Below are 1,777 nucleotides of genomic sequence, written 5' to 3'. Positions count from 1 at the left end.
GCTTATTCCTTTCAAAAGCATAAGGTAATCTTTTGCATTGTAAAATTGCTCCATTGCAGAGTAAAGCATTTTCATCTCTTCTTTTTCTTTAATTAATTCCTTCAAATTTATCCCTTTTACAGCATCACTCATTCCGGAATCAATGCTTTTTTGTTCCTCAAATCTTTTCTTGCTGATGTTTTTGCCGGCTGCTTCAAGGTAAGCGCTCTTTATCTCAGAAATCTTTTTTCTTATACTTCCCTTTCCAAAAATCGCCTTCTCGCGCAAAAGTGAATCAAGGTTAAGCGGATTAATTTCATTGCCATCTCTGTATCCGTATGACTCAAGCGCAACTGATTCAAGCTGGGAGAAGAATTCCGCCTTTCCCGGGCTTATCAATTCAGAGTATTCATCATCCCAGCCAAGATAATCCCTTATCTGGTGCCTTATTGAATGCAGAATCTCGTGGCAGAGCACATGCTCAATTCCAATCTCTTCAACAAGCGAATTGTCAATAGTTATTTCATCTGTCAGATAATTATACTGCCCTTTTGAGAAAGCAGCAAGCTTTTTTTCCAAAATCTCCTTTTCAGAAAATTCCTCGGGGGTAAGAACTGACTTCATCTCAGAAATCCAATCTTCTTTGCCTCTGAATTTTTTTCCTTCAAGCAGGAGTTCATCAATTCCTGCCTTATACATTATCTCAGAATACCTTATTTCTTCATCATAACTTCTTGCTTCTGCAAATCTTATCTTAGGCAATTCATACTTAATGCCATTGTCTCCCGCCGCTTCTTTCACCCTTTCTGAAGCATAATAAAAAAAGCCCGTTCCGAAATCCAAAAGCGCCTGCCTTTCCATACGCGCAGGAATTCTTTTTCCCTTATAAATTTTTCTATTATAACTACTCTTTAGTAATTAAATAACCTTTTTCAGGCATTCAGAAAGCTTTAAATATAAGTTCCTGTTCCACGGTATCCAGACGGCCAGAGCGACTTGGTTCTACCCGATCCCATCCCGAACTCGGAAGTCAAGCAGGTCCACGTTCTGCATTGTACTGCTTTTCTAAGTGGGAAGTGCAGGAAGCCGTCACCTTTTTTTTCTGAAGAATTATCCCTTCAAATGAAATTCTATTCCTCTTTAACCTGGAGCCTTCTTGCGTCTTCAAGGGTATGAATGTGCGTTTCCTTCTTCGCGCTTATGTGCCCGATAAGAAGCCCCTTTTCAGCAATCTTTGGGAACACATCCTGCTCAAGGCTCTTTCCGCGGTAGTCAAGGATTGCTGGCTCTGCAACAAATATCGGGGAAAAAACTATGTATGTCTCTGTTTCCCTAGGCTTTTGGGTGAATTCAAGAATTTTGTTGCCCTCCACAATTGCAACCCCCTTTTCAGATGGCGTTGCAGAGGTTGTCAAAAGTAGGGTTGCAAGCGCATTCTGCCTTATGTGCTCCTTCCAAATCTCTTCAAGGTTTATCTTCTTGAAGATTATGTCTGCGTAGACAACAAGGAATGTCTTTTTTATCTTCCCTTTTATGAGCCGAAGGGAGTCTGCGCTTCCCGCTGACTCTTTTTCCTCAACATATGATGCATGCACTCCGTAAAGGGAGCCGTCCTTTATGATTTCAAAAATCCTTGTAAGCACATTCTGCCTTGCTATTATGAATATCTCCTTGAATCCGCTTGAGGAAAGCTTTTCAACTGCAATCTCAATCAGGCGCTTCTTTCCTATGCTTATTGTTGGGCGGTATTCATTCCCGATTGCTATGCTTTTTTCAGGCCCTCCTGCAAGTATGACAG

The 1,777-nt window shown here is 41.0% G+C and carries 2 protein-coding genes and 1 rRNA gene; 1 reads left to right on the top strand and 2 read right to left on the bottom strand.

All coding sequences use genetic code 11. From position 1 onward, the window contains the following. The coding region (locus NTV63_01045; GenBank protein ID MCX6709525.1) for a hypothetical protein at positions 1–840 on the bottom strand (840 nt) is incomplete at its 3' end. 117 nt (positions 841–957) lie between these two features. On the opposite strand from NTV63_01045, the gene rrf reads away from it, so the two are divergent. Next, a 5S ribosomal RNA gene (gene rrf, locus NTV63_01040) occupies positions 958–1,074 on the top strand. 35 nt (positions 1,075–1,109) lie between these two features. Here the strand turns inward: rrf and NTV63_01035 are convergent. After that, positions 1,110–1,777: sugar phosphate nucleotidyltransferase (locus NTV63_01035; GenBank protein ID MCX6709524.1), on the bottom strand; the 668-nt coding region annotated here is incomplete at its 5' end.

Source organism: Candidatus Woesearchaeota archaeon, assembly GCA_026394965.1.
Lineage (GTDB): Archaea > Nanobdellota > Nanobdellia > Woesearchaeales > 0-14-0-80-44-23 > JAPLZQ01.
This window is presented reverse-complemented; position numbering and strand designations above follow the sequence as displayed.